Source organism: Variovorax guangxiensis, assembly GCF_003952165.1.
Lineage (GTDB): Bacteria > Pseudomonadota > Gammaproteobacteria > Burkholderiales > Burkholderiaceae_C > Variovorax > Variovorax guangxiensis.
This window is the reverse complement of the sequence record NZ_RXFT01000013.1, coordinates 12,069-34,832: the sequence shown is the minus strand read 5'-3', so window position 1 is coordinate 34,832 and position 22,764 is coordinate 12,069. Positions and strand designations below refer to the sequence as shown.

The window sequence follows — 22,764 nt, the reverse complement described above, 5'->3', positions numbered from 1 at the left end:
TTTTTCCGACCAACACCCGGTTTCGCCCGCATGACCGCGCAAGCCCCATCCACCATGCGCACGCTGGAGAGCGTACCGGCGGAGTCCGGCCTGGCCACCCTGAGGGATTTCGGGATGTGCCTTCTGGCCCTGGTCACCCTCGCTCGTTCCGGCAATGCGCAGGACATGCACCGCGAGGCCCTTCTGGTGCTGAAAAGCCTGGTTCCCTTCGACTCGGCATGGTGGGGAGAAGTCTCGCCCGGCTCTGACGGCAGCCCGCCCAGGAACTGGCTGCACGGCAGCATCGGGCTGAGCGCCAGCTTCGCGCAGGAGTGGAATGCGCTCGCCGACGCGGACGAGTTCGCAAGTGCATCCATTGCACACTGCGGCGTGGTGCTGCGCGGCGGCTCGGGCGACGGCAGGCATGCGCCGGGGAGCACGGTCGACACGTTCTGCAAGCGGCACGGCCTCCATCACGCCATGGCGATCACGCTGGAGTTGCCGGCGAGCGGGCTGCTGTTCTTCGTATCGATCTACCGCCGCGGTGCCGACTCGGCTTTCCGCGATGAAGAGGCCGTCATCTTCGGCGAGTTCACGCGCCACCTCGTGCAGCACTGGCGCGATGTGCTCGACGGCCTGCAAGGCGCCGTGCCGGGCCGCGCGTGGAGCGCGTATGCGTTCGCCGATGGCGCAGGCCGCCTGCTCTACCTGGGCGCAAGGCTGGGGCAGGTCCTCCACCGGGCCCATCCCGACTGGCAGGGAACGATGCTGCCTCCCGACATCGCGGACCTGGCCCGCCAGGCGCCGTGCTCCGTCGCGATGGGCCGCTCGGATCGCGTGTCGATCGCGCCCTGCGGTCGCCTGCTCGCGCTGGTGCTCGAAGACCGAAGCCCCGGGGATCCACTCGCCCCGCGCGAACGCCGGGCCGCCACCCTGTACGCCGAGGGCCGCTCCTACAAGGAGATTGCCGAGCGGCTCGATCTGAGCCCCGCGACAGTGCGCACCTACCTGCGCAACGTGTACGCCGCCCTCGGCGTGCGCAACAAGATCGAGCTTCTGTCCGCCCTGGGCTCTGGCACGCGCGAGGCCCCGTAGTTTCCCGCCCCTCCTCATTTGCAGAGGCCTGACCGCGAAGGCCGCTCGCTACGCTGCCGGCTCCAAAGCTCAGCCTGCGAGAGCGGGCACTACACCCAAGGAATTCGCCAATGAGACTCGGCTTCCAAACCATGGCCGCCAGCCTGCGAGCGCGCGGACTCGCAACCGCATGCGGCCTGGCACTGCTTGCCTGCGCCGCCCATTCGCAACCGATGCCGCCCCCGCCCGCGGGCGCGCCGGCTTCTTCCGTTCCCGTCGCGCTCCAGGAAGTGCGCTGGCAGATGCTGAACCCGGGCATCAACGCACTGACCTTCCGCTCGATGGACCGGATCTTCGACACCCGGGAAGTCATCCACCGGCGCGCGACATGGGCCATTCCGCGCAACGACGCGCCGCTGAACTTCCGCTACGAGTTCGCAGGCGCCGCCCGCACTCCGGAGGACTTCCTCGACCGCACCTACACCAACGCCCTTGTGGTCATCAAGGACGGCGCCATCGTCTACGAGAACTACCGCAACCTTTGCGACGACAGCACGCGGTTCATGGGCTGGTCCATGACGAAATCCATCGTCTCCACCCTGGTCGGCATCGCGCTGGAGGAGAAACGCATCGCCTCGATCGAGGATCCGATCGTCAAGTACCTCCCCGAGCTCGCGCGCGGCGCCTACAGGGACGTGTCGATCCGGCAGGTGCTGGAGATGCGGTCCGGAGTGGACTACGAGGAGCGGTACGACTTCCAGAATCCCGGCATCGCGGCGAGCAACCACATGTCGTCGCTCGTGCGAAACACCTCGCGCTTCGCGGATGTCGCCACGACCATCGGGCGTGCGCATCCGCCGGGCAGCCACTTCGCCTACAAGACGATCGACACGGCCGTGCTCGGCTGGCTGGTCGAACGCGTCAGCGGCACCACCTTTGCGGGCTACATGAGCGAGAAACTGTGGGAGCCCCTGGGCGCGGAGAGCAACGGCTTCTTCATCATGGACGGCGGCCCGGGCGTGGGCCGCGAGTTCACCGGGGCGGGATTCAATGCAACCGCGAGGGACTGGGCGCGCCTTGGACTGCTTTTCCTGAACAACGGCCGGGCGAACGGAAAGCAGATCATTCCCGAGAAGTGGGTCAAGGCGGCGACGGCCTCGGTGCCCGGCAGCGACTCGCCGAACGGCGGATACGGCTACCAGTGGTGGACCTTTCCGAGCACCGGCGCGTACTACGCCCTTGGGCTGCAAGGCCAGTACACGTACGTCGAACCGGCCACCCGCACGGTGGTCGTGAAGCTCAGCTACATGCCGCCGGGCCGCGATGAGCCCTATGCCGAAACGCGCGCCTTCCTGCTGGCGGTCTCGGCCTGGAAGCCATCCAGATAGAGGACCGCATAGGGATGAGCGCTGTTTGCGGCAATCACTTCAAATCATCGCGAAACCGCCCGATGCCCCGATCGTCTGGCCAGTGACGAACAACGCGCGATCGGATGCCAGGAACGCGACCAGGCCGGAGACGTCGTCCGGCCTGGACAGCCGTCCGACGCCCTTTGAGATCGGATAGAGATTCACCATCTTCGCGAGCAGTTCGTTGTTCTGCACTGTTGCGTCCGGATGCAGCGGACCGTCCTTGATGCCTTCGTGCGAGACCGCGCCGAGCGCGATCGAATTGACCGTGATGGCATGCCGGCCGTGCTCGCGCGCCAGCGCCTTGGCGAAGCCCGCGATGGCGGCCTTCGCGCCGGAGTACACGGCCATGTTGGCCTCGCCGATCCGGCCGGCCTCCGAGATGATGTTCACGATGCGCCCACGCTTGGCCGCAACCATGCCGGGCAGCACCGCGTGGCAGCAGTGGAAGGTGCCATACACGTTGAGGTTGACGATCTTGGCCCAGTCGGCCACCGGCATGTCGACGAAGGCCGGCGTGCGACCGCCCTTCTCGCGGCGCTCGGGAATGATGCCGGCGTTGTTCACGAGGATCTGCACCGGCGCGTCGAAGTGCCGCGCGGCGGCATCGACCATGGCCTGCACCTGCTCGGCCTGCGTGATGTCGGCGGGCGCTGCCAGCGCCTTGCCGCCCTGCGCCTCGATCTCGCGCGCCACGGCCTGCGCCCGCTCGGGGAACAGGTCGTTGACCACGACGCGCGCGCCTTCGCGTGCGAGTTCGATGCAGATCTGCCGGCCCACGCCCTGGCCGCCGCCGGTCACCAGCGCGACCTGTGAGTCCAAACCGAGTTTCATATGTGTGTTTCCTTGATTGCTTGCTTTGAATGGATGGGGAATGCGGACGGGGCTCAGCGCCCCTGGAACACGGGCTTGCGCTTCTCGACGAAGGCGCGCATGCCTTCCTTGCGGTCCTCGCTGTCCACGAGCATGGCCGCGGCATAGCGCTCGTACTCGAGGCCGCTGTCCAGGTCGGTCTGCATGCCGCGGTTGACGGCCCGCTTGACGAAGCGCACCGCCAGCGGCGGCATCTCGCCGATCTGTTGCGCGAGGGCGATGGCGGCCGGCAGCAGCTCGGCGCCGGGCAGCACCTGCGTGACCAGGCCGTAGTCGAGGGCCTTGGCCGCATCGATCTGCGCGGCCGTGAACATCAGCGCCTTGGCGCGCGCCTCGCCGATCAGCCGCGGCAGCCGCTGCGTGCCGCCCGCTGCGGGAAGCACACCGAGCTTCACTTCGGGAAGGCCCAGCCGTGCATGGTCGGCCGCGAGCCGCAGGTCGCAGCACAGCGCCAGTTCGAGGCCGCCGCCGAGCGCGACGCCGTTGATCGCCGCGAGAGTGGGCTTCTCGAATTCCTCGATGCCGCGGAACAGGTCGTGCGTCGCCTTCTGGGCGACGAAGAAGTCGGTGGCGCAGATCTGGTGGTCGGCGCGCTCCTTGATGTCGGCGCCGGCGCAGAAGGCGCGCTCGCCGGCGCCCGTGAGCACCACCACGCGCACGCGCTGGTCGGCACGCGCCAGTTCGAAGAAGGCGTGGGCGAGGTCGGGCTTCATCGTGCCGCCCAGCGTGTTCATGCGGTCGGGCCGGTTGAGCGTGACGATGGCCACATGCCCTTCGACACGGTAAGTGAGCGTCGAGAGTTCGACTAGGTCGGGACGGTTGTTTTCTTCAGGCATCGTGTTTCCTTGCGAGTTCTTGCGCTGTCATGCCGTGGCGCGGGAGAGCACGTGCGCGATGGCCACCGACCCGAGCCCGATCATGTGGGCCATGCCCCAGCCGGCACCTGCGTGCTGCCGGTCGCCGGCCTCGCCGCGGAGCTGCCGCGTGATCTCCGCGATCTGGCCGATGCCGGTGGGGCCCAGCGGGTGCCCCATGCCGATGAGGCCGCCCGATGCGTTGATCGCGCAGCGCCCGCCGATGCGCGAGTCGCCGCGCAGCAGGTATGCGGCGCCCTCGCCCTGCTCGCACACGCCGATGGCTTCGCTGTAGAGCAGTTCCTCCACCGAGAAGGCGTCGTGGAGCTCCAGCAGGTCCAGCCGGCTTGCGGGAATCGCCGCCTGTTCGAGCGCCGCGCGGGCGCTGGCGCGCACGAGGTCGACCGCCGCGGCGCCGTAGGAGGTCTCGGGTGTTTCGCTGCACGCGGTCGAGGCGCGCACGCGCACGCAGCGGGAAGCGTCCAGGCCCAGACGGCGCAGCGCGCGGCCCGAGACGACGATGACGGCCGCGGCGCCTTCGCCGCGCGGGCAGCATTGCTGCACGGTCAGGTCGCCCGCCACGGCCGGCGAGGCGAGCACCTGTTCGAGGGTGCGCGGCTTGCGGAACTGCGCGAAGGGGTTGCGCGACGCGTTGCCATGGTTCTTCACCGCCACCTGCGCCATGGAGGCCGCGTCCGCACCGCGTTCGCGCAGGTAGGTGCGGGCCATCATCGCGAACTTCACGGCAGGCACGTTGGCCGTCTCGCTCAGCCGGGCGAGGCCTTCCTTGTCGGCCGCGCGCCGGGCGTCGCCGTGCTTGTCCACGCCCACCGCCAGCACCACGTCGCTGACGCCGCGCGCCACCTCCATGCACGCCTGCCGGAAGGCGAACGAGCCCGATGCCGATGCATTCTCGACCTGCGTGACCGCGAGCCCGCTGGAGCCGAGGTGCCGCAGCATCACGCGCCCGGCCGCCATGCCGATGGAGGTGGTGCCCACGTAGGCGCTGTTCACCTGCGGCCAGGCCAGGCCCGCGTCCGCCAGCGCGGCGCGCACCGCGGTCAGGCCCAGGTGCGTGTAGGGCGTCTCGCTCGGGAACTGGTACGCGTGCATGCCGATGCCGGCCACGTACACGCCTTCGTTGTCGTCGATCCAGTTGCTCATCGCGCCGCTCCTTCAGCCGGAACGAAGCGGCAGGCGAAGGTCTCGCCGCCCGGCTGCGCCACCGCGACGGCACGCAACGCCATGCCGACATGCAGGGCCGACTCGTCGGAGCCGGCGATCACGCCCTCCTCGACGAGCCCGTCCTCGATGAGGATGTCGGCGGCGATGCGCGGCACCTCCATGCCGGGCAGCAGTGGCACGTGCAAAGTGACGTACTCCAGCAGCTTGCCGCCGCCGGGACGCGCCACTTTCTCGGCGCCCTGCAGCGGATCGCCGCAGTGGCTGCAGCCGGGCACGTTGGCGGGAAAGACGAGCTTGCGGCACGCCGGACATTGCGCATAGAGGAACTCCAGCGACTCGCCGTCGGGCGCGAGCTGGTAGAGCGTCGGATGCTGTGGCTGCAGGCCACGCAGGTCAGTGGTCATAGAAACGGATTTCCCGGTTGTCGAAAAAAGAGGAGTTGGGGGAGGCGGCGCGCGTGCTACTCCAGCCTGGCGCCGGAGTTCTGCACCACCTCGCGCCAGCGCGTCATCTCGGACCTGACGAATGCGTCGAGCTTCTCGCCGCGCATGCCGCGCATCGGCACGCTGCCGAACTTCTCGGTGGCGGCCAGGACTTCCGGATTCACGATGACTTCCGCCATGGCGTCGGCAAGGCGCTTGACGATAGGCGCGGGCGTCTTCGACGAGACGAACATGGCGCCCCATGCGCTCGACTCGGCGCCGGGGTAGCCCAGTTCGGCGACGGTCGGCAGGTCGGGCGCGCTGCCCAGGCGCGACTTGCCGGTCACGGCCAGCGCCTTGAGCTTGCCCGACTGCACGAAGGGCAGCACCACGGCCGCGTAGTCGAAGGCCAGGTCGAGGTTGCCGGCGATCAGGTCGGTCAACGCGGGGCTGCTGCCCTTGTAGGGCACGTGCGTCATCTTGATGCCCGCGGTCGTCTGGAAGAGCTCCGCCGTCAGGTGCGTGGCCGTGCCCGCGCCCGCCGAGCCGAAGTTGAGCTTGCCGGGGTTCTGTTTGGCGTACGCCACCAGCTCGGGCACCGTCTTGAACGGCTTGTTCGGGTTGATGACCAGGATCAGCGGCGACTCCGACATGCCGTGCACGGGCGTGAAGTCCTTGACCGGGTCGTAGCGCACGTTCTTGTAGAGCGCGAGGTTGGCCGCGTGCGTGCCCTGCGTGCCGTAGATCAGCGTGTAGCCGTCCGCCGGTTGGCGCACCGCGTATTCCACGCCGATGGAGCCGCCGGCACCGGGGCGGTTGTCGACGACCACCTGCTGGCCGAGCTTCTCGCCCAGCTTCAGCGCAAGCAGGCGGGAAGTGTTGTCGGTGATGCCGCCGGGTGGAAACGGCACGACGAAGGTCAGCGGCTTCGAAGGCCAGCCGTCGGCTTCGCCAGCCGCATGCACTGCAGTGGCGAGGAGGAGCGCGCTGCTGGCAGCGACGAGAGCTTTGAGGAAGGTTTTCAAGGGTTGTCTCCGGGTTTTGTGACGCTCTTCAATTGCGTTTTTTCTACGAATAGACGTAGACTACTTCAACCCATCGTTGTTTGACAACCGTGTTTTCTGCCTCCTCCAGGAAATCATTCAACTGAAATCGCCGGTAAATGCATGACTCCCGTAGCTATGATCGATAACTTCTACGACCTATCGGAGGATTCATGCCAACCATCGTCCCTGCAGCCGCCCGCACGATGACCCTGCTCGAAGTCTTTGCGCGCGAAAAACGCGAGCTGTCCAACTCGGACCTGGCCCGCCTCATGGACCTGCCCGAGAGCAGCTGCTCCGACCTGCTGCACACGCTGCACGAACTGGGCTACCTGCTGCGCACCGCGCGCAGCCGGCGCTTCTATCCAACCGCGCGCCTGCTCACCGTTGCCAAGGAAATCTCCGCAAGCGACCCGCTGTACGCCGTGGGTGCCGAGGCCTGCGAGCTGCTGCGCGACCGCACCGGCGAGACCGGCCTGTGCGGCCGGCTGGAGAACGGCGTCGTGAAAGTCATCGCGCTCAGCGAAGGCCGCCACGCGCTTCGCTACATGCAGCACGTGGGCGACAAGCTCGCGCTGCACGTCTCCGCCCTCGGCAAGGCGATCCTCGCGGTCGGCACGCCGGAAGAGGCGGCGCGCCAGCTGCGCCTGAAGCCGCTGCGCGTGCTGGCCTCGGGCACGCTCACCGACCTGTCCGAACTCGAAGCGCAGGTGGAACGTGCGCGCGAACAGGGCTGGATCTGGGTCGAGAACGAAGGCAGCGAAGGGCTGACCGCAGTGGCGGTCGCCGGCCAGATCGGCGGGGAGACGCTGGCCCTTTCGGTGGCCGGGCTCACCCATCGCATGCGAGACCAGCGCGAGCGCTGCCTCGAGGCGCTGCAGGAGGTCAAGGCCATCGTCTTCCGCAAGCAGGCCGCCGAAGGCGCGACGCGCGAGCAGCCGGCGACGGCAGCAGCCTCTTCTTCAACGGCTTCTTCGCCGGCCTCTTCATCTTCCCGCCGCGGCGCCAAGGCCTCGCCTCCCGCAGAGCCTTGAGCGCGGCCCACCTTCATCACCATCAAACAGGAGACAACGTGTACACCCAGACTGCAGAACAAGCCATGCTGCGCGACAGCATCCGCCGCTTCATGAAGAGCGAGGTCGCCCCCATCGTCGCGCGCCACGACCAGGAGAAGACCTTTCCCTTCGAGCTGCTCAAGCCCCTGTCGGAGTTCGGCTACCTGGGCGGAAGGCTGTCGGAAGAAGAAGGCGGCATGGGCCTGGACCAGCTCACCTGGGCGATGCTGATGGAGGAAGCGGGCTATGCCTGGCTTTCGCTGCGCACCATGCTCAACATCACCAACGCGGCCATCAACAAGCTCGCGGCCGAGGCCACGCCCGCGCAGAAGGAGCGCTTCCTCAAGCCGCTGCTGAACAACGAGCGCCGCTGCTTCAGCGCCATCAGCGAGCCGGGCACGGGCTCCAACATCGCGCAGGTGCAGACCCGCGCCGACCTGCAGGGCGACCACTACGTGCTCAACGGCCGCAAGCTGTGGATCACGAACGGCGCCTTCGGCGACTTCGGCATCGTCGTGGCGCGCACCTTCAGCCCAGACTGCCAGGGCCAGCTCTCCACTTTCCTCGTCGAGCGCGACGTGTCGCCTTACGAGATGCGACGCGTCGACACGATGGTGCTGCGCAGCACCGGCACGGCCGAGCTGGGCTTCGACAACGTCAAGGTGCCGCGCGAGAACCTGCTGGGCGAGGAAGGCGGCGCGCTCAAGAAGATGCTGATCGGCCTGGACAGCGCGCGCGTGAACATCGCGATGGGTGCCGTGGGCGCCGCGCAGTCGGCGCTCGACCTCTCCATCGACTACGCGCGCACGCGCACGCAGTTCGGCAAGCCCATCGGCAGCTTCCAGCTGGTGCAGAAGCTGATCGTCGACATGACGATCCGCGTGGAGGCCGCGCGCGCCCTGGGCCTGCGCGCCGCCGCCGCGCTCGACTCGGGCCACGACGCACGCACCGCCGCGTCCATCGCCAAGCTCTACGCCACAGAAGCCGCCCACGAGGTGGCCAGCATGGCGCTGCAGGTACACGGCGGCCTGGGCTACGCCACCGACTACCCGATCGAGCGGATCTTCCGCGACACCCGCGGCGGGACCATTCCGGAAGGCACGACCGAAGTGCAGACGCTGATCGTCGGGCGCGAGATCCTCGGCATCTCGGCCATCGCCTGAACGCCGCGGGAGTCGCACAGCATGACCCATCCGGCCTTCAGCACCGACCTGTCTCGCCTCATCAATCCGCGCGCCATCGCCCTGGTCGGCGCCTCCGAGCGGCCGCAGAGCATCGGCGGGCGCACCCTGAGCAACCTGCTCGACCATTCGCAGATCGACGGCGAGCTCTACCTGGTCAATCCCACCAAGAGCGAGCTGCGCGGCCATCGCTGCTGGCCCAGCATCGCCTCGCTGCCGCAGACGCCCGACGTCGCCGTGATCGCCGTGCCCGCTTCGGGCGTCATCGCGGTGATGGAGGAATGCGCGGCCCGGCGCGTGCCCTTCGCGATCATCCTCACCTCGGGCTTCGGCGAGGCCGGTGCCGAGGGCCAACGCGCCCAGGCCCGGCTCAAGGAGATCGCCGATCAGGCCGGCATGCGCATCTACGGCCCCAACTGCCCGGGCCTCACCAACGTCAACGCCCGCCTGGGCATGACCTTCTCGCCATCGTTCCCGCATGACCTGGTCAAGGGCCCGATCGGCCTGGCCACGCAGGGCGGCGGCCTGGGGCGCAACGTGATGCAGGCGATGGAGCGCGGCATCGGCATCGGCCTGTGGGCCTCCACCGGCAACGAGGTGGACCTGCAGGTGGCCGACTTCATCCACTACATGGCGACCGCGCCGGACATCAAGGTGATCGTGACCTTGCTCGAAGGCATCAAGGACGGCCCGCGCTTCCTGGCCGCGCTCCAGTGCGCGGCGGACAACGGCAAGCCGGTGATCGCGCTGAAGGTCGGCAAGTCGGAGTACGGCCAGCGCGCCGCGCAGTCGCACACAGCTTCGCTGACAGGCTCGGCCGAGGTCAACAGCGCGGTGTTCCGCCAGTACGGCGTGATCGAGGTCGACGACATCGACGAACTGGTCGACACGGCCTGGCTCTTCGCTCGCACCATGCCCGGCGAGCGCGAAGCGATCGGCGTGTACTGCTCCTCGGGCGGCACCACCGCGCTGACCGCCGATGCGGTGGGCACCGCCGGCCTCACGCTGGCCGAGTTCGCGCCCGAGACCACGGAGCTGCTTCGCGGCAAGCTGCCCGACTACGCGGCCATCAACAACCCGGTCGACACCACGGCCGCCGTGCTCAGCGACGCCGACCTCGTCGAGAGCACGCTCGGCGCGGTGGCGGCGGACCCCAACACGGGCTGCGTGGTCACGCCGATCGCGCTGGACTACGGCGAAACCACCATCCGCATGGCGCAGACCATCATCGCCGCGCAGCAGCGTGTGCGCAGCCCCATCGTGCCGATCTGGATGAGCGACCGGCTCGGCGAGGGCTACCGCATGCTGGTGGAAGCCGGCTTCGCGCCGCCGCGCTCGGTCGGCAAGGCGATCGCCGCGATCCGGCGCTGGACCGAATGGGGCCGCTGGCACCGCAGCGCGGCGGGCCGCCCGGCGCGCCGCCTTCCGGCCGCAGTGCCAGCGGCGCAGGACGAGGTGCGCAGCCTCTCGGAACTGCAGGCCAAGGCCCTGCTGGAGAAGGCCGGCATCCCGCTGCTGCCCGTGGCCGTGGCGCGCACGCGTGAAGAAGCGCGCCGTATCGCCGACGGCATGGGCTATCCGGTGGTCGCGAAGATCGCGAGCCCCGACATCCTGCACAAGTCGGACATCGGCGGCGTGCGCGTCGGCATCGCCGACGGCGCGCAGCTGGCGCTGGCATGGGACGACATCATGGCCTCGGCCCGGCATCACAAGCCCGATGCGGCCATCGACGGCCTGCTGATCGAGAAGATGGCGCCGGGCGGCGGCGTGGAGCTGATGGCGGGCGTCACGCGCGATCCGGTGTTCGGGCATGTGATGACATTCGGCCTGGGCGGGGTCTACGTGGAGATCCTGCGCGACGTCACGCGCCGGCTGCTCCCGCTGAGCCCCGAGGATGCCGCTTCGATGGTGCGCGAGATGCGCTGCTTCCCCGTGCTCGACGGCGCGCGCGGCCGCCCCGTGGCCGACGTGCCCGCGCTGGAGCGACTGCTGCTGGGTGTGTCCGAGTTCGTGACGGCGAACGCCGAGCGCATCGAGGAGATGGACCTCAACCCGATCTGGGTCGGTGCCCGGGGCGAAGGCGCCCTGCCGCTCGATGCGGTCATCGTCGAGCGAGGGGCAGCGTGAGCGCCGGCGGCCCGCTCGCGGGCGTCACCGTTCTCGACTTCAGCGAACTGCTGCCCGGCCCCTTCTTCACGCAGAACCTCGCGGAGATGGGCGCGCGCGTCATCAAGATCGAGCGCCCGCCCGGCGGCGACAACGCGCGGCGCATGGGGCCGGGCGGCTTCGAGGCGGTCAACCGGGGCAAGCTCAGCCTGCTCGCGGACCTGAAGGACGAGGCGCAGCGCGCCCGCGTGCACGAGCTCGTGGCGCAGGCCGACGTGCTGGTGGAGTCGTACCGCCCCGGCGTGATGGCGCGCCTGGGCCTGGACTACGCGAGCCTTCGCGAGCGCTTCCCGCGCCTGGTGTACGTCTCCCTCAGCGGCTATGGCCAGCAGGGGCCCTGGGCGCAGCTGCCGGGCCACGACATCAACTACCTCGCCGCGTCGGGCGCGCTCGCGGTCTCGGGCGAACCCGGCGGCCCGCCCACGCAGAACTTCGGCCTGCCGGTGGCGGACCTGTGCGGCTCGACGTATGCGCTGTCGTCCACGCTGGCGGCGCTGCTGCAGCGCGAACACACGGGCCAGGGCCAGCACCTGGACGTGGCCCTGGCCGACTGCGTGCTGCACTGGATGAACCCACGCCTGGGCGCCTACCGCGCCGACGGCGCGGACAGCCTCGAGCGCCAGCGCGCGTCCACGCAGCTGAAGCCCGCGTACGGCAGCTTCCGCTGCCGCGACGGGCAGCACCTGAGCGTCGCCGCGCTCGAAGACCATTTCTGGGCGCGGCTTTGCCAGGTGCTCGACATGGGCGACTTCACAGGCGAGGCCTACCGCTCGCTGGGCGCGCGCAAGAAGCAGGCACAGGCCATCAACGACCGCATCGCGCAGCAGCTCGCCACGCGCGATTCGGCCGAAGCCTTCGAGACGATGGCCCGCAACGACCTGCCCGTCGCGCCCGTGGTGTCGCCCGCAGATCTCGCTGCGCTGCCTCAGTTCGCGCAGCGCGGCCTGCTCAACGGCGCCGAGGCGCTGTCGCTGGTGCGCTTTCCGGTGCCACTCGCGGGCGTCGATCCGTCGGCGTTGGGCGACGCGCCCGGCCTCGACAACGCACGGCAGCTGCTGCAGTGAGCCAGCCACCGCTGCCCACACGGCTGACGCGGCTCTTCGGCCTGGCCTATCCGATCCTCGGCGGCGGGCTGATGTGGCTCTCGGACGCGCGCTATGTGGGCGCGCTGACCAACGCAGGCTGCATGGGCTTCATCACACCGCGCTCCTTCGACGGCGAGGCCGCGCTGTACGAGCAGCTGCGGCGTTGCAGCGAGATCACCGGGGGCCGCCCTTTCGGCGTCAACCTCACGCTGTCGGCGCGCCCGCAGGCCAACGCCGGTGTGCGGGCTTCGCTGGAGACCGCGCTCGAACATGGCGTGCGGCACTTCGAGACCGCGGGCTACGCGCCCGATGCGCTGATCCGGGCGATCCACGAAGCCGGCGGCATCGTGATCCACAAGGCATCGAGCGTGCGGCACGCCCTCGCCGCGCAGGCGGCCGGCGCCGATGCGGTCGCACTGGTCGGCATGGAGGAAGGCGGGCACCCCGGCGCCAACGAGCTGCCGACCATGCTGATGGGCGCGCTGGCCACGGCGCGCGGGCAGTTCCACGTTCCGCTGGTGCTTGGCGGCGGCATCGGCCATGGCAGCCAGATCGCCGCCGCGCTCGCGCTCGGTGCCGACGGCGTGCTGATGGGAAGCCGCTTCCTCGTGAGCGACGAGGTGTCTGCCCACGCCGCCTACAAGAACCACCTGCTTGGCTGCGACGAGCACAGCACCGTGCGCCTGCTGCACACGCTGGGCAACACCTGGCGCGTGCTGCGCAACGACACCGCCGCGCAGGTCGACGCCATCGAGCGCGCCGGCGCGGCCGACCACGCCGCCTTCGGCACCCTGCTCGATAGCCGCGTGGCGCGCGACCGCTGCTACGGCGACGGCGACTGGCGCGGCGGCATGCTCTCGCTCGGGCCCGCCATCGGCTTCGCCACGCGCACCGAGCCGCTGGCCGCGATCGTCGAGGAACTCATCCGGCAAACGCGCGCCGCGCTGGCGCACCTGAACGCATCGACCGCACTGCAATGACCAAAGCACTTCCCTTCCTCGATCGACTGGCTCTGCCGCTGATCGTCGCGCCCATGCTGCGAGTCTCGGGCATCGAACTGGTGTCCGCCGCTTGCACCGCAGGCGTGATCGGCGCCTTTCCGACGGCCAACTGCCAGACGCTCGACGAATTCGATGCCTGGCTCACCCGCCTGGACGAAGAAGCCGCCGCCGCACCTGGACGCACGGCGCCCTACTGCCCCAACCTCATCATGCGGCGCGACCCCGCGCGTGTGATGGCCGAGGTAGAGCTCATCGCACGGCACCGCGCGCAGCTCGTGATCACCAGCGTGGGCTCGCCCGCTGCGGTGGTTCCGCGCCTGCACGAAGGCGGCTGCCGGGTGTTCGCCGACGTGGCCTCGCTGCACCATGCGGTGCGCGCCGTCGAGTCGGGTGTCGACGGCCTCGTGCTGCTCACCGCGGGCGCCGGCGGCCACACCGGCTGGGCGAACCCCTTCGCCTTCGTGCGCGCGGTGCGCGGGGTGTTCGACGGCCCCATCGTGCTGGCCGGCGGGCTGTCGGACGGTGTGGCCCTGCGCGCCGCCAGGGAGCTAGGCTGCGACCTCGGCATCATGGGCACCCGCTTCATCGCCACGCAGGAGAGCCTGGCGAGCGACGAATACCGGCAGATGCTGGTCGACAGCTCGATCGACGACGTGCTGCTCACGCGCGGCTTCACCGGCCTGCCCGCCAGTTTCCTGGCGCCCTCGGCACGGCGGCTGGGCATCGACATCTCGACGCTCGACGAAAGCATCTCGGTGGAAGAAGCGAGAAGACGCTACGGCGGCGGCGCCAATGCGGCGCCCAGCCAGCGCTGGACGGACATCTGGAGCGCGGGCCACTCGGTCTCCGGCGTGCGCGCCGTGCCGACGGTCGCCGAGCTGGTGGATGCGCTCGTTCAGGAATACCGCGGCGGCGCGGCCACCGAATCGCGCTCCACGTAGCGCAGCCCGACGCGCGCCTTGCGCTGCGGCAGGCCGTTGTCGGCGATCCGCGTGAGCAGCAGGTCGACCAGGCAGCGCGCGGTCTCGGCCTGGTCGATGTCGAGCACGCTCACCGCGGGGTCGTGCTCGGCCGCGAAGGGCGTGTCGCCGATGGCGACCACCGAGATGTCGCGTGGCACCTGGAGCCCGCGCGCGGCGATGGCGCGCAGTGCGCTGTTGAGCATGTGCGTGCCCTGCACGATCAGCGCGGTCGGCCGGTCGGGTCGCGCAAGCAGCTCCGTGACTTCCGCCTTGACCGAGGCCGTGACGCTGCGCGCCTGCACCAGCAGGTCGGGCACCGGCAGGCCCGCGGCCTGGAACGCGGTGCGAAAGCCCTGCACCCGGCGGCGCACCGGCCGCGTGTCGCCCTGCCAGAGCACGAGGGCGATGTCGCGGTGCCCCAGGCCCAGCAGGTGCTCGACCACGCGCCGCACGCCGCCCGCGTGGTCGATGAGCACGGCGTCGTGGGCGCCGCTGACCTCGCGGTCGAACACGATGGCCGGCATCGGCAGCACGCGCAGCGCCTCCACCAGCGCCGCGTTGCGCTCGTTGCCGGGCGCGAGGATCACGCCGTCCATGCCACGCTGCGTGAACGTTCCCAATGCCTTCGTCTCGCGATCGACGTCGTTGGCGCCGTTGGCCAGCAGCAGCAGGTAGTCGTGGCGCAGGAACTCGTCTTCCAGCGCGCGGAACACCTGCGCATACAGCGGGTTCGAGATGTCGGGCAGCAGGCACCCGACGGTGCGGCTGAGCCTCGAGCGCAGCACGCGCGCCGCGTGGTTGGGCCGGTAGCCCAGCGCCGCAGCCGCCTGGTTGACCTTCTCCTGCGTGGCCGCCGAGGCGCCGACGCCGTTCATCGCGCGCGATGCGCTGCCCAGCGAGACGCCCGCCAGGCGCGCCACGTCGCGCAGATCGATCTTCTGTTTTCCTGCATTCATTCGGATGGAGATTCCCTTGCGAGCAAGGAGACGGGGACTGGGACGGGGTGAATCTTAGGTGACAGCGGGCGAGGGTTTCCACCATTTCGGAAACGTTTCCAAAATCGAACCATGAACGCATTGAAAGACGAAGAAGGAGACGTTCATGCCCTCGCAAGCCATCCAGCCCGAGCAGCAGCTTTTCGCCGAAGCGCTCGGCAACCTCCGCCCCTCCGCGCAACGCCTCGCGCAGCGGCGCATCCTGGTGGTGGGCGCGGGCCAGCGCGACATCGACGACCCCGATCCGCCCGTGGGCAACGGCCGGGCGATCTCGCTGCTGTTCGCGCACGAGGGCGCAACGCTGACCTGCGTCGACATCAATCCCGCCTCGCTGCAGCAGACCTGCGAGCTGGTGCGCGCATCGGGCGCGACGGCCCATGCCGAGGTGGCCGACGTCTCGCAGCCCGAGGCCGCAGCTTCGACGGTGGAGCGCGCGGTGCAGAAGATGGGCGGCCTCGACGGCCTCGTGATGGTGGTGGGCGTGGCCAGCGGGCTCTCGCTGGACAACCAGACCGCCGAGGCCTGGGACCGAGAGCACGCCACCAACGTGCGCTCGTGCATGCTGTTCGGGCAGCAGGCGCTGCGGCACATGGCGCCCGGCGGCTCCATCGTGCTGCTGTCGTCGATCGCGGCGCTGCGCAACTCCAGCTTCAACCCGGCCTACGAGACGACCAAGGCGGCGCAGGTGTCGCTCGCCCGCTCCATCGCGATGGCGGGGCAGGTTAGGGGCGTGCGCTGCAACAGCATCCTGCCCGGCCTGATGGACACGCCCATCGGCCGCGCGGCGACGCGCCGCAGGTCCGACCGCCTCGCGATGCCGCTGCCCTTCGGCCGCCAGGGAACCGGCTGGGAAGTGGCCTATGCGGCCCTTTTCCTGATGTCGCACGAAGCCTCCTACGTGAACGGCCACGCGCTGGTCGTCGATGGCGGCCTGACCGGCGGCATCGCCGCGCCGCGCGCCTCGGCCTGAGCAAGACCATGCAGCCGCTTCAGAGACGCCGATTCCTCCAGGCAGCCGCCTGCACGGTCGCGGCGCCGCACCTGGGCGCCGCGATGGCGGCGCGCGACGATGCCTACCCCAGCCGCCCCACACGCCTGATCGTGGGCTTTCCGGCGGGCGGCTCGGCCGACCAGTCTTCGCGGCGCCTGGCCGAGCAACTGGGCCGCCAGCTGGGCCAGCCGGTGATCGTCGACAACCGTCCGGGCGCCTCCGGAAACATCGCGGCCGCGGCAGCGGCGCGCAGTGCGCCCGACGGCTACACGCTCTTCTACGGCAGCAACGCAACCCACGCGATGAACGTCAGCCTCTATCCGAAGCTGGACTACGACCCGGTGAAGGACTTCGCGCCCATCGCGCTCGAAGGCAAGGTCTACAACGTGCTGTGCGTCAACCCGGCCTTCGAGACGCGCGACCTCAAGAGCTTTCTGGCCATGGCCAGGGCCAAGCCCGAGCGCATCGCCGTCGCCACGCCCGGCAATGCCACCAGCGGCCATCTTTCGCTCGTGCTGCTCAACCGCGCGGCCAAGGTGCAGCTCGCACACATCCCGTACAAGGGCAGCGCTCCAGCGCTCACCGACGTGCTCGGTGGGCAGGTGCCTGCGATCTTCGACAACGTGGCGGGCAACCTCGCCTACATCCGCAGCGAGAAGATCCGCCCGCTGGCCGTCACCTCGCGCGCCCGGCTGCCGCTGCTGCCGCAGGTACCGACCTTCGAGGAACTGGGACTGCCGGACTGCGAGATCGCGGCCTGGGGCGGACTTTGGGCTCCCAGCGGCACGCCGCCGCCCGTCATCGACAGGCTCAACCAGGAAGTGAACCGCGCGCTGCAGACCGCGGCAGTGGCCGATCGCATGCGCGAACTGACCATCGAGCCCCAGGGCGGCACGTCCCAGGCGCTGGCCGACTTCGCGCGCAGCGAAACCCTCCGGTGGCGCGAAGTGATCCGCGCCGCCGCCATCCGACTCGACTGAAAAAGACCATGGCTCGCATCCCCTACTTCGACCTCGCCCAGGCGCCCGCTGAACTCCACGCACTGCTGGGCGGGCGCCCTCCTCTCAACATCTACCGCATGGTGGCTCACGGCGGCGCCACCGCGCAGGGCTTCCTGGCCCTGGGCTCCAGCATCCTGCGGCACGCCTCGCTGCCGGTGTCGCAGCGCGAGCTGGTGATCCTGCGCGTGGGTGCGCTGTGCGGCTCCAGCTACGAGGTGACACAGCACCGCCGCGTGGCTGCGCAGGCCGGCGTGCCAGCCACCCAGGTCGAGGCGGTGCTCGACCATCCGCAAGGCAGCGTCGACAGGGCCCCGTTCAGCGAACTCGAATGCCGCGTGCTCGATTTCACCGACGCCGTGGTGCGCCAGGTCAAGGCGCCGAGCGAGATGTTCGATGCGCTGGCCGCGCAACTGCCGCACCAGCAGCTGATGGAGGTCGTGATGACCATCGGCTACTACATGCTGGTGTGCCGCGTTCTCGAGAACTTCGAGGTCGACCTGGAAGGCAGCGACGTGCTCGCGGGCCACGCCCCGTGGGCCGAGATCCTCAGGCAGAACTGATCCGGGAGACACACATGAGCCTCAACCGACGCCAATTCGCGCTCGCCACCGGCCTGCTTCCGCTTGCGCCGGTGCTGCGCGCCCAGGAGACCTACCCCAGCCGGCCCATCACGCTGGTGGTGCCCTTTTCGGCAGGCAGCGTCGTCGACCTGCAGGCCCGCGTGATCGCGCGCGTGCTCGCCGCGCGACTGGGGCAGCCCATCGTGATCGACAACAAGGTGGGCGTGAGCGGCTCGATCGGCGCGGAGTTCGTCTCGCGCGCGCCGCCTGACGGCTACACGCTGCTGCTGGGCACGCAGGGCACCCAGGGCACCAACAGCGCGCTGTACAAGACGATCCGCTACGACCCGGTGAAGGACTTCGTGGCCATCCACGGACTCTCGGGCAACCCGAACGTGCTGGTGGTGAACCCCAGGCTCGGCGTCGGTTCGGTGAGTGAACTGGTCGAGCTCGCGAAGAAGAACCCGGGCAAGCTCAACTTCGGCTCGGGCGGCAACGGCACCGGCGGGCACCTGTGCCTGGAGCTGCTGCAGACGCGCACCGGCGCGCGCTTCACGCACGTGCCTTACAAGGCGACTTCAGCGGCACTGGTCGACCTCGTCTCGGGCAACGTCGATGCGATGTTCGACTTCCTCCAGACCGCCGCGCCGCACATCCGCGGCGGCAAGCTGCGCGCACTGGCAGTCACGCGCGGACAGCGCATGCCGATGCTGCCGGAGGTGCCGACCATGGCGGAGGCCGGCTACCCAGGCGTCGAGTCGCTGACCTGGGGCGGGTTCTTCGCGCCCGCGAAGACGCCGGAGCACATCGTCAAGCGCCTGTCGGTGGAGACCTCGGAAGCCCTGCGCTCGCAGGAGGTGAAGAACACGCTCGAATCGGCGGGCGGCTTCATCATCGACATGCCGCATGCGGAGTTCCAGGTCTATGTGGCCAAGGAAGCCGCCAAGTGGACGGAAGTCCTTCGCACGGCGGGAGTGACGCTGGAATGACTGCTGCCTCCACACCGCGCACCCTCGCTGCACCCGCCGTGGCCGCCGTCACCGGCGCGGGCAGCGGCATCGGCCGCGCGCTGGCCCTGGCCTGCGCGGGCGAGGGCATGGCCGTGGCGCTCGCCGACGTGGAGGTCGAGGCGCTCGCAGCCACCGAGGCGCTGGTTCGATCGATGGGCGTGCCCACGCTGGCGCAGCGCTGCGACGTGAGTCGCGCCGCAGACGTCGAAGCCTTCGCACAAGCCTGCGACGACCGCTTCGGCGGCGTCGACTGGCTCTTCAACAATGCGGGCGTCGCGGTGCTCGGGCCCGCCTGGGCCGCGACCGATGCGGACTGGCAGTGGGTGCTGGGCGTGAACGTGCTGGGCGTCGCCAACGGCGTGCGCAGCTTCGTTCCGCGCATGCGCGCACGCGGCCGCCCGGCCCATGTGATCAACACGGCGTCGGCCGCCGGGCTCGCGACGCTGGCGGGCTCCGCCGTGTACAGCGCGAGCAAGCACGCGGTGGTCGCCTTCTCGGAATGCCTCGCGCGCGACCTGGAGCAGGCCGGCTCGCCAATCGGCGTGACCGTGGTCTGCCCTTCGCTGCTGCCCACCGGCATTCACGTGTCCCAGCGCAACCGGCCCGAAAACCTCGCCGATACCGTCGCGCCCGCCGCAACCTATGACGAGAGGGTGCGCCAAGGCATGGCGGCATCCCCCATCGACGCGACGGACGTCGCCTCGGCCACGCTGGCGGCCGTGCGCGCGGGGCGCTTCTACGTCATCCCGCACGCCCACACGGGCGCGTCGGTCGAGAAGCGCATGCGCGCGATCCTTTCCGACTTCGGCGCGCAGCACCCCGACGCGGGGTGAGACGGAGCTTTCTTCCTTCCACACGACGGCCCTGCGCTGCCAGGGCCGAGCACTTTCTACAGGAGACTTCGAATGAACACGGATTCCGGCAACACGCTCGCGCAGGTCGCACAGCAACTTCAGGCCCTTCAGCGCCGCGTCGACCAGCTGGAGAGCGTGGAGGCGATCCGCGCCCTTCGTGCGCGCTACCACACGCTGGTCAACGAGGACCAGGGCCCGCGCCTGTACGAACTGTTCGCGCCGGACGCCAGCGTCATCTACAACGGCCGACCCGAGGTCTTCGGCCGCGAGGCCATCCGCACCTTCTTCGAGAACTTCCCCGTGCAGTACGCGCGGCAGTTCATCCACCAGCACGAGGTGAGCGTCGACGGCGACACGGGCACCGGCCAGTCGTACCTGGACGGCCGCCCGGTGCACGGCGGCAAGAGCTTCTACGTGGTGGGCCGCTTCGACGACGCCTACGTGCGCATCGACGGTCGGTGGTACTTCAAGAAGGTGGTGCTCACGGTCCACTACATGATCGAGGCGGCGGAGCACTGGGAGACCCTGCTGCCAATGACGAAGAAGGCGGAGGCCGTATGAGCATCCCTTCACTCTTCGACCTCACCGGGCGCAGCGTGCTGGTCACCGGCGCCGCCAGCGGCCTCGGCCTGGCATACGCCGAGACCATGCTGGAGGCCGGCGCACGCACGCTCATGACCGACATGGATGCGCAGGCGCTGGACACCGAGGTGCAGCGCCTGAAATCGCGCTATCCGCTCGTTGAAGGTGCGACGCTGGACGTGGCCGACGCCACGGCCGTTGACGCGCTGGTGGACAGCATGGCTGCGCGCCACGGCGCCATCGACTGCGTGTTCGCGAACGCGGGCATCAGCGCAGGACGCGGCTTCGTCGTGGAGGCGGGCCAGCTGGAGAACATCGACCTCGCGCACTGGGACAAGGTACTGCGCATCAACCTCGACGGCGTGCTGCACACCGTGCGCGCCGCGGCGCGGCACATGAAGCCGCGCCGGGAGGGACGCATCGTCGTGACCACATCGATCGCGGGCCTGCGCTCCGAGTCGCTCTCGGGCTACGCCTACGTCACCTCGAAGGCGGCGGCGAACAACCTGGTGAGGCAGGCCGCCATGGAGCTGGCACCGCACAACGTGCTGGTGAACGCCATCGCGCCCGGCCCCTTCGCCACCAACATCAACGGCGGGCGCCTGCGCCTTCCCGAATCCGCCGAGCGGATGCGCACCCACATTCCCCTCGGCCGCGTGGCCCAGGCCGACGAGATCAAGGGACTGGCCCTGCTGCTGGCCTCGCCTGCTTCCAGCTACATGACCGGGGCGATCATTCCGGTCGATGGCGGCGCCTCGGCGCGGTAGCGAGGGCGCAGGACTGCTGCTTCGATGCAGGGCTGCCTCGCGCGAGGCATCGCGCCGTATCGCGCCGCATCGCGCCAAGGGGGCGCGCGAACTGGTCGCCGTCCGTGCCGACCGCAGCAGTTCCTGCCGGCGGGCCGGACGATCACCTAAGGCAGAGCGGCGTCGGCCAGGGCGAACATGGTTCGCACGGGCTTCATGAAATGGGGCCGCACGCGAGCGCTCCAGCTCGTCTCGCGGACCGCCAGCCATTCGGCGGAGGCCGTGGTCCGGTCCGAGACGAGGTCGTAGCACGCCAGCGACTCCTGCTCGTCGTCGTTGTTCCAGAAGCGCTGGGCGCGTATGCAGCCCGGCACCGCGGCCAGCGCGGGCAGGTGCTCCTGGTCGTACCAGCGTTGCAGCTCGATGCCCCAGCCGGGTTCGGGTTTCATCTCGACGACGTAGTGAGAGCGCGCCGGCGAGTCCGCGCTGGCACCGGCGATGTCGTGCATCAGCGTCAGGCGGGAGGCCGCCACCCGTGTGCCGGGCCAGACCTTGCCCGCCTCCGTGGCGAGCTCGATCAGGCAGTGCCTCGACAGCGCCGTGCGGCGAGGCAATCCCAGGTAGACGTACGAGAGCTGCAGCGCCTGCGAATGAATATGCCGGACGATGCGGCCACCGATTCCCTTCCAGCAAGGCAAAGTCGCCACTCCCTCGCCGAACCCAGCCGGAGTCGAGAGCGGGCCATGGCATCGCAGGAGTACGACGTCGGTTGGAATCCGGCCAGTTGTTGACATGTGCACCTCGGATGGAACCGTGTGGCGTCGAAGCCGCGGCTCAGGTTGGAAACCGGTACAGGGCCTGGGGGTTATGCACGAGCAACTGCTCCAGATGCCTCGCATCCGGCGCGATACGGCCCAGTGCATCCACGAGCACGCCGTCGTCGGGAATGTGGGTGTGGTTGGGATGCGGCCAGTCGGTGCCCCACACGCAGCGCTCGGGAAAGCGCTCCACCAGGATGCGGGCCAGCGCCTCGCCATGGGCATAGCGCCCGGCCGGCGGTGCATGCGCGTCGACGCGATCGATGCCGCTGACCTTCACGTGGAAACGCGGGTTCTCCAGCAGCTTCAGCAGCGCCTGGAAGTCGGAAGCATCCGGCCCGCGCGTGGCATCCACGCGCCCCATGTGGTCGATCACCACCGGAACCTGGCTGCGCTGCAGCGGCGCGGAGAGTTCGTGGACCAGCTCGCTCTCGAAGTGCACCTGCAAATGCATGCCGACGGCAGCCAGGCGCGGCGTCAGCGCGAGCACCGCCTCGACGCCCGCGGTGGTCGCGATATGCCGCATGAAGTTGAAGCGCACGCCGCGCATGCCCGCTTGCGCCAGGCGCTGGAGTTCGGCATCGGGCACGTCGGCCTCGACCAGGGCGATGCCGAGATAGCGGCCCTGCCCCGCCGCGATGGCGTCCTCGACCACGCGGTTGTCGGTGCCGTGCGTGATCGACTGCACGATCACGCAGCGCTCGATGCCCAGGGCGCGATGCAGCGCGAACAGCGTCTCCTTGGGCGCTTCCAGCGGCGTGGCCGGGCGGCCTGGCGCATAAGGAAAGCGCGCGGTCGGCCCGAAGACGTGCACATGGCTGTCGCAGGCCCCGGGTGGCAGGCGCAGGCTCGGTTGCGAGGGTCGCTCCAGATAGGTCCTCGAGGGAACGCCGGCCTCGGTGGTTGCATCTGTCATGG

23 protein-coding genes are annotated in these 22,764 nt (G+C 69.6%); 15 read left to right on the top strand and 8 right to left on the bottom strand.

What is annotated here, in order from left to right:
* Positions 1 to 54: 54 nt before the first annotated feature.
* A complete protein-coding gene (locus tag EJP67_RS25410; protein WP_206169556.1) occupies positions 55 to 1,074 on the top strand; it encodes a helix-turn-helix transcriptional regulator in 1,020 nt (339 codons plus the stop codon).
* A gap of 110 nt (positions 1,075 to 1,184) precedes the next feature.
* On the top strand, positions 1,185 to 2,441 hold the full coding sequence (locus EJP67_RS25405) for a serine hydrolase domain-containing protein (RefSeq protein ID WP_126024520.1): 1,257 nt from the start codon (positions 1,185 to 1,187) through the stop codon (positions 2,439 to 2,441).
* A gap of 39 nt (positions 2,442 to 2,480) precedes the next feature.
* Here EJP67_RS25405 and EJP67_RS25400 read toward each other — a convergent pair whose 3' ends face one another.
* Genes EJP67_RS25400 through EJP67_RS25380 form a run of 5 tightly spaced genes read right to left on the bottom strand, consistent with a single transcriptional unit; the run spans position 2,481 to position 6,821 of the window.
* The gene (locus EJP67_RS25400) at positions 2,481 to 3,296 is read right to left on the bottom strand and encodes an SDR family NAD(P)-dependent oxidoreductase (RefSeq protein ID WP_126024519.1); all 816 of its coding nucleotides are present in this window, start codon (positions 3,294 to 3,296) and stop codon (positions 2,481 to 2,483) included.
* A 53-nt stretch (positions 3,297 to 3,349) separates the two neighbouring features.
* Positions 3,350 to 4,171, bottom strand: coding sequence for an enoyl-CoA hydratase/isomerase family protein (locus EJP67_RS25395; RefSeq protein ID WP_206169555.1), 822 nt, complete (start codon positions 4,169 to 4,171; stop codon positions 3,350 to 3,352).
* Between the two features lie 27 nt (positions 4,172 to 4,198).
* Positions 4,199 to 5,353, bottom strand: coding sequence for a thiolase family protein (locus tag EJP67_RS25390; RefSeq protein ID WP_126024518.1), 1,155 nt, complete (start codon positions 5,351 to 5,353; stop codon positions 4,199 to 4,201).
* Positions 5,350 to 5,778: a Zn-ribbon domain-containing OB-fold protein gene (locus tag EJP67_RS25385; protein ID WP_126024517.1), complete on the bottom strand. Its 429-nt coding sequence runs from the start codon at positions 5,776 to 5,778 to the stop codon at positions 5,350 to 5,352. Before EJP67_RS25385 ends, EJP67_RS25390 begins: the two co-directional genes overlap by 4 nt.
* A 56-nt stretch (positions 5,779 to 5,834) precedes the next feature.
* Positions 5,835 to 6,821: a Bug family tripartite tricarboxylate transporter substrate binding protein gene (locus EJP67_RS25380; protein WP_126024516.1), complete on the bottom strand. Its 987-nt coding sequence runs from the start codon at positions 6,819 to 6,821 to the stop codon at positions 5,835 to 5,837.
* A 191-nt stretch (positions 6,822 to 7,012) separates the two neighbouring features.
* Between EJP67_RS25380 and EJP67_RS25375 the strand changes: the two genes are divergently transcribed.
* The 6 genes from EJP67_RS25375 to EJP67_RS25350 are packed head-to-tail and all read left to right on the top strand — an operon-like array spanning position 7,013 to position 14,268.
* Positions 7,013 to 7,873, top strand: a complete 861-nt coding sequence (locus EJP67_RS25375; RefSeq protein ID WP_126024515.1) for an IclR family transcriptional regulator — start codon at positions 7,013 to 7,015, stop codon at positions 7,871 to 7,873.
* 38 nt (positions 7,874 to 7,911) lie between these two features.
* Complete coding sequence (locus EJP67_RS25370) at positions 7,912 to 9,057, top strand: acyl-CoA dehydrogenase family protein (protein ID WP_276312265.1); 1,146 nt, start codon at positions 7,912 to 7,914, stop codon at positions 9,055 to 9,057.
* 21 nt (positions 9,058 to 9,078) lie between these two features.
* Complete coding sequence (locus EJP67_RS25365) at positions 9,079 to 11,202, top strand: acetate--CoA ligase family protein (protein ID WP_126024514.1); 2,124 nt, start codon at positions 9,079 to 9,081, stop codon at positions 11,200 to 11,202.
* Complete coding sequence (locus EJP67_RS25360; protein ID WP_126024513.1) at positions 11,199 to 12,305, top strand: CaiB/BaiF CoA transferase family protein; 1,107 nt, start codon at positions 11,199 to 11,201, stop codon at positions 12,303 to 12,305. Before EJP67_RS25365 ends, EJP67_RS25360 begins: the two co-directional genes overlap by 4 nt.
* Positions 12,302 to 13,306: an NAD(P)H-dependent flavin oxidoreductase gene (locus EJP67_RS25355; RefSeq protein ID WP_126024512.1), complete on the top strand. Its 1,005-nt coding sequence runs from the start codon at positions 12,302 to 12,304 to the stop codon at positions 13,304 to 13,306. Before EJP67_RS25360 ends, EJP67_RS25355 begins: the two co-directional genes overlap by 4 nt.
* The gene (locus tag EJP67_RS25350) at positions 13,303 to 14,268 is read left to right on the top strand and encodes an NAD(P)H-dependent flavin oxidoreductase (protein WP_126024511.1); all 966 of its coding nucleotides are present in this window, start codon (positions 13,303 to 13,305) and stop codon (positions 14,266 to 14,268) included. The genes EJP67_RS25355 and EJP67_RS25350 overlap by 4 nt, the downstream gene beginning before the upstream one ends.
* Here EJP67_RS25350 and EJP67_RS25345 read toward each other — a convergent pair.
* Positions 14,223 to 15,245 (bottom strand): substrate-binding domain-containing protein, encoded by a 1,023-nt coding sequence (locus EJP67_RS25345; RefSeq protein ID WP_126024510.1) that lies wholly within the window; start codon positions 15,243 to 15,245, stop codon positions 14,223 to 14,225. The two genes, EJP67_RS25350 and EJP67_RS25345, sit on opposite strands and share 46 nt — an antisense overlap.
* 145 nt (positions 15,246 to 15,390) lie before the next feature.
* Between EJP67_RS25345 and EJP67_RS25340 the strand changes: the two genes are divergently transcribed.
* The 7 genes from EJP67_RS25340 to EJP67_RS25310 all read left to right on the top strand — a co-directional run bounded on the left by EJP67_RS25340 (position 15,391) and on the right by EJP67_RS25310 (position 21,049).
* Positions 15,391 to 16,254 (top strand): SDR family NAD(P)-dependent oxidoreductase, encoded by an 864-nt coding sequence (locus EJP67_RS25340; RefSeq protein ID WP_126024509.1) that lies wholly within the window; start codon positions 15,391 to 15,393, stop codon positions 16,252 to 16,254.
* 8 nt (positions 16,255 to 16,262) lie between these two features.
* A complete protein-coding gene (locus EJP67_RS25335; protein ID WP_126024508.1) occupies positions 16,263 to 17,255 on the top strand; it encodes a Bug family tripartite tricarboxylate transporter substrate binding protein in 993 nt (330 codons plus the stop codon).
* 8 nt (positions 17,256 to 17,263) lie between these two features.
* Positions 17,264 to 17,836 (top strand): carboxymuconolactone decarboxylase family protein, encoded by a 573-nt coding sequence (locus EJP67_RS25330; RefSeq protein ID WP_126024507.1) that lies wholly within the window; start codon positions 17,264 to 17,266, stop codon positions 17,834 to 17,836.
* A 14-nt stretch (positions 17,837 to 17,850) separates the two neighbouring features.
* Entirely contained in the window at positions 17,851 to 18,825 is a 975-nt protein-coding gene (locus EJP67_RS25325; protein WP_126024506.1) for a Bug family tripartite tricarboxylate transporter substrate binding protein, read from the top strand.
* Entirely contained in the window at positions 18,822 to 19,679 is an 858-nt protein-coding gene (locus EJP67_RS25320) for an SDR family NAD(P)-dependent oxidoreductase (RefSeq protein ID WP_126024505.1), read from the top strand. Before EJP67_RS25325 ends, EJP67_RS25320 begins: the two co-directional genes overlap by 4 nt.
* Before the next feature lie 72 nt (positions 19,680 to 19,751).
* Positions 19,752 to 20,261 carry a nuclear transport factor 2 family protein gene (locus EJP67_RS25315; protein ID WP_126024504.1) on the top strand — a complete coding sequence of 170 codons (510 nt, stop codon included), beginning with the start codon at positions 19,752 to 19,754 and terminating at the stop codon, positions 20,259 to 20,261.
* Positions 20,258 to 21,049 carry an SDR family NAD(P)-dependent oxidoreductase gene (locus tag EJP67_RS25310; RefSeq protein ID WP_126024503.1) on the top strand — a complete coding sequence of 264 codons (792 nt, stop codon included), beginning with the start codon at positions 20,258 to 20,260 and terminating at the stop codon, positions 21,047 to 21,049. The genes EJP67_RS25315 and EJP67_RS25310 overlap by 4 nt, the downstream gene beginning before the upstream one ends.
* Before the next feature lie 146 nt (positions 21,050 to 21,195).
* On the opposite strand, the gene EJP67_RS25305 is transcribed toward EJP67_RS25310, so the two are convergent.
* Both EJP67_RS25305 and EJP67_RS25300 read right to left on the bottom strand, forming a co-directional pair.
* Positions 21,196 to 21,735, bottom strand: a complete 540-nt coding sequence (locus EJP67_RS25305; RefSeq protein WP_126024502.1) for a hypothetical protein — start codon at positions 21,733 to 21,735, stop codon at positions 21,196 to 21,198.
* 127 nt (positions 21,736 to 21,862) lie between these two features.
* Complete coding sequence (locus tag EJP67_RS25300; protein ID WP_126024501.1) at positions 21,863 to 22,762, bottom strand: amidohydrolase family protein; 900 nt, start codon at positions 22,760 to 22,762, stop codon at positions 21,863 to 21,865.
* Positions 22,763 to 22,764: the final 2 nt, after the last annotated feature.